Raw genomic sequence first — 4,406 nt, forward strand, 5'->3', positions numbered from 1 at the left:
GGCGCAGGCGGGCGGCCCGGGCCGGGGGCGAGGGCGGCGGGCGGGCGGTCCGGGAGGCCGTGGACCCCCGGCCGCGGGTTCACCCGGACGGGGGAACCGGTCCGGTCCGCACCCCTGATCCGCCCGCCCGCGGAGCGGGCCGGGCGAGCCACGGCCGTAGGCTGTTTGTGACGGTTCTCACCCAAGACGGGCCGGTCCCGGGCGAAACACTCCCGTCGTCCGGGGATAACCTGCCAGACGGACGTGACGCGCGTGTTGATTGACGTGTGCGCCCGTGGCTGTGTGGGCCGCAAGGCCGTACCTCTGCGTACCCGCACCGCCCCGACGACCCGCAGCGAAGATCCTGCCGTGGCACGCTCGTAGAGACACAATCCGCGACCACGAACAAGGACAAACACGTGGACCTGTTCGAGTACCAGGCGAGGGACCTCTTCGCCAAGCACGGCGTGCCCGTGCTTGACGGCGATGTCATCGAGACCCCCGAAGCGGCTCGCGCCATCGCCGAGCGCTTCGGCGGCCGTGCCGTCGTCAAGGCTCAGGTGAAGGTGGGTGGCCGAGGCAAGGCCGGTGGCGTGAAGCTCGCCGCCGACCCGGCGGACGCCGTCGCCAAGGCCGAGCAGATCCTCGGCATGGACATCAAGGGCCACACCGTTCACAAGGTGATGCTGGCCCAGACCGCGGACATCAAGGACGAGTACTACGTCTCGTTCCTGCTGGACCGCACCAACCGCACCTTCCTGGCCATGGCCAGCGTCGAGGGCGGCGTGGAGATCGAGGTCGTCGCCGAGCAGAACCCCGACGCGCTCGCGAAGATCCCGGTCGACGCCAACGAGGGCTGCACCCCGGAGAAGGCCGCCGAGATCGTCGCCGCGGCGAAGTTCCCGGCCGAGATCGCCGACCAGGTCGCCGAGGTCCTGCAGAAGCTGTGGAAGGTCTTCATCGCCGAGGACGCCCTCCTCGTCGAGGTCAACCCGCTGATCAAGTCCGGCGAGGGCAAGATCATCGCGCTTGACGGCAAGGTCTCCCTGGACGAGAACGCCGAGTTCCGCCAGCCCGAGCACGAGGCGCTCGAGGACAAGGCCGCGGCCAACCCGCTGGAGGCCGCCGCCAAGGCCAAGGGCCTGAACTACGTCAAGCTCGAAGGCCAGGTCGGCATCATCGGCAACGGCGCGGGCCTCGTCATGAGCACCCTCGACGTCGTCGCCTACGCCGGTGAGAAGCACGGCGGCGTCAAGCCCGCCAACTTCCTCGACATCGGCGGCGGCGCGTCCGCCGAGGTGATGGCCAACGGCCTCGAGATCATCCTCGGCGACGAGGACGTCAAGGCCGTCTTCGTCAACGTCTTCGGTGGCATCACCGCGTGCGACGCCGTCGCGAACGGCATCGTGCAGGCGCTGGCCCTGCTCGAGTCGAAGGGCGAGGCGGTCACCAAGCCGCTGGTCGTCCGCCTCGACGGCAACAACGCCGAGCTTGGGCGTCAGATCCTGACCGACGCCAACCACCCGCTGGTCGAGCAGGTGGACACCATGGACGGTGCGGCCGACCGCGCCGCCGAGCTGGCCAACAAGTAAGGAAGGGGACTTTCACACCATGGCTATCTTCCTTACCAAGGACAGCAAGGTCATCGTCCAGGGCATGACCGGCTCCGAGGGCATGAAGCACACCCGCCGCATGCTCGCCTCCGGCACCCAGATCGTCGGCGGCGTGAACCCGCGCAAGGCCGGCACCACGGTCGACGTCGACGGCACCGAGGTGCCCGTCTTCGGCTCCGTCGCCGAGGCCATGGAGAAGACCGGTGCCGACGTCACCGTCATCTTCGTGCCGCCGAAGTTCACCAAGGACGCCGTCGTCGAGGCCATCGACGCCGAGATCGGCCTGGCCGTCGTCATCACCGAGGGCGTCCCGGTGCACGACACCGCCGCCTTCTGGGCGTACGCGGGCTCGAAGGGCAACAAGACCCGGATCATCGGCCCGAACTGCCCCGGCCTGATCAGCCCCGGACAGTCGAACGCCGGCATCATCCCGGCCGACATCACCAGCTCCGGCAAGATCGGTCTGGTCTCGAAGTCCGGCACCCTGACCTACCAGCTCATGTACGAGCTGCGCGACATCGGCTTCTCCTCGGCCGTGGGCATCGGCGGTGACCCGGTCATCGGCACCACCCACATCGACGCCCTCAAGGCGTTCCAGGAGGACCCGGAGACCGAGCTCATCGTCATGATCGGTGAGATCGGCGGCGACGCCGAGGAGCGTGCCGCGGCCTACATCGCCGAGCACGTCACCAAGCCGGTCGTCGGCTACGTCGCGGGCTTCACCGCCCCGGAGGGCAAGACCATGGGCCACGCCGGCGCCATCGTCTCCGGCTCCTCGGGCACCGCCCAGGCGAAGAAGGAGGCCCTCGAGGCCGCCGGTGTCAAGGTCGGCAAGACGCCGTCCGAGACCGCCCGCCTGGCGCGCGAGCTGATCGGCTGACGCCACCCGCTCGTCGAGCGCCCCCGTCCGGACCTCCGGGCGGGGGCGCTCGCGTTTCCCGGGCCCTCAGTTGTCCGTCGCGCAGGGGTGCAGGGCCCAGCGGGTGCAGGACAGCGGACCGGTCGCGGCCGGGCCGGGCGGCGGCAGCGCCGCGTCGGCGTGCCCGGCGCCCGGCAGCTCCCCCGGACGGGCGGGCCGGGGCGGCGGCGGGTCCAGCACGACCGCCTCGACGCCCGGCGCCGGACTGCACCAGAGGCTGCGCACCCCCGTCGGCGGCGCCTCCGGCGGCGCGGGGACGGCGCCGTACGCGGTCGCGCCGCAGAGGGCCGGGGCCGGGGCCTCCGCGGGCTGCCGGAACAGCGCGCCGGGCCCGCCCCCGGCCAGCGTCGCCACCGCGGCCCCCGCGACCGCCACCGTGATCAGCGCCGCCGCCCCGGTCCTGGTCGCGTCGGCCAGCCCGTACCGGGCGCGCAGCAGCGGCACCGGCGCCCGGTGCGGCTGCGGGCAGCCGCGGACGGCCGCCCGGTGCAGCAGCCCGCTCAGCCGGTCCGCGAAGCCGTCCGCCGCCGGGTCCGGCCCGGTCAGCTCCGGCACCCACTGCGCCAGCGCCGTCCGGGCCGCCCAGACCCGGCCCTCCGCGGCCGCCAGGGTCGACTCCACCTCGACCGCCACCGCGGCGGCGGGCAGCCCCAGGCCGTCGTGCAGCACGAGCGCCCGGCGCTGCGGGCGGGACAGCCGCTTGAGCGCCTTGAGCAGCGCGCGGTCGCGGTCGGTGAGCCGGTCGTGGTCCGGCAGCACCGCCTGCGACTCGTCGGCCGGGCGCACCTTGATCCGGCGGTGCGGCAGCCGCCAGACGTGCGCCCGGCGCGGCCCGCCCCGGTGCCAGGGCGACAGCGCCGCCTCGCACGCCCGGGCCCGTACCCAGCCCTCCGGGTCCGGCCCGGCGGCGACCTCGTCCCAGCGCCGCTGCGCCTCGCCGAACGCCCGCCGGACGCAGTGCACGGCGCGGTGCTTGCAGGCGGTGAGGAGGAAGACCTGCTGCACGAGGCGGGTGTGGGCGGCCTCGTACAGCTCCTCGAAGGCGGGAGCGCCCGCCGGGGCGGGTTCCTTCCGGCGCGCGCCGTCGCCCGGGCGCCCGTCCTGCGGTGGCGGTGCGGCGGTTGGTGCGGCGATCGGCGATGCGGCGGGTGGTGCGGCGGGCGGTGTGGCGGGGGTCCGGGCCTCGGGGCGTTCCCCGGCCGGCGGAGCAGCGGCTTCGGCCCGGGCTTCGGCCCGGGCCTCGGCCTCGGCGCGGCCGGGCGCGGGAGCCGGCTTCGCGTGCTTCGGCCGGCGGCGGTCGCGCGGTGCGTCGACGGGCACCGCGGCCTCGGGTCGGCCCGGTGCGTCGGCCGCGGCGGTTCCGGGGGGTCCGTCCGGGGGCTCCGGCACCTCGCGGGGCGGACGGGCGTGGCGGGCCCCGGTGGTGTCGGGTACCGGGGCGGCCGCGGTCCTCCGGCGCTGCTCGGACCGGCCCGGCTGCGCGGGCCCGGGCCGGGGGTTGCGGCCGCCGCCACGCGCCGGATCGGCCGGGGGCTTCGGCGTGCCGGGGCGGGCGGTGCGCGGTCCGGTCGTGGCGGCGGTGTCCGGGGCGGTGTCCGCGGTGGCGTTCGGGGCGGCCTGAGCGGGGTTCAGCAGGTCGGCGAAGGCGGTGATCTCGGCGCGGGTCCGGGCACCGAGCTTGCGCAGGGCCCGGTGCTGGTAGCGGCGCGCGGTGGTGGGGGTGACGCCGAGTGCGGCCGCCGACTCGTCGAGCTCCCGGCCGGCCGCCAGGTGTGCCAGGGCCTGGGCTTCACGCGGCGTCAGCTCCCGGATCAGCCGGGCCGCCTCCTCCCGGCCGGCGGCGGGCGTGGCGGGCGCGACCGGCGCGGCAGGGCCGGTGGACGCGGCGGGCCCGG

3 protein-coding genes are annotated in these 4,406 nt (G+C 75.0%); 2 read left to right on the plus strand and 1 reads right to left on the minus strand.

All coding sequences use genetic code 11. From position 1 onward, the window contains the following. The first annotated feature begins 398 nt into the window (after positions 1 to 398). Together sucC and sucD are read left to right on the plus strand one after the other, a co-directional pair. On the plus strand, positions 399 to 1,571 hold the full coding sequence (gene sucC / locus ABZ885_RS36195; protein WP_360198582.1) for an ADP-forming succinate--CoA ligase subunit beta: 1,173 nt from the start codon (positions 399 to 401) through the stop codon (positions 1,569 to 1,571). A 19-nt stretch (positions 1,572 to 1,590) separates the two neighbouring features. Next, entirely contained in the window at positions 1,591 to 2,472 is an 882-nt protein-coding gene (sucD, locus tag ABZ885_RS36200; protein ID WP_360198585.1) for a succinate--CoA ligase subunit alpha, read from the plus strand. 66 nt (positions 2,473 to 2,538) lie between these two features. On the opposite strand, the gene ABZ885_RS36205 is transcribed toward sucD, so the two are convergent. Further along, a partial coding sequence (locus tag ABZ885_RS36205; protein WP_360198588.1) for a LuxR C-terminal-related transcriptional regulator occupies positions 2,539 to 4,406 on the minus strand: 1,868 nt, incomplete at its 5' end.

Origin of the sequence: Kitasatospora sp. NPDC047058 (genome assembly GCF_040643935.1) — a bacterium.
GTDB lineage: Bacteria > Actinomycetota > Actinomycetes > Streptomycetales > Streptomycetaceae > Kitasatospora.

Bases quoted from the DNA above. Each gene is read 5' to 3' on its own strand.
- sucD (WP_360198585.1), top strand. From the start codon at position 1,591: ATGGCTATCTTCCTTACCAAGGACAGCAAGGTCATCGTCCAGGGCATG.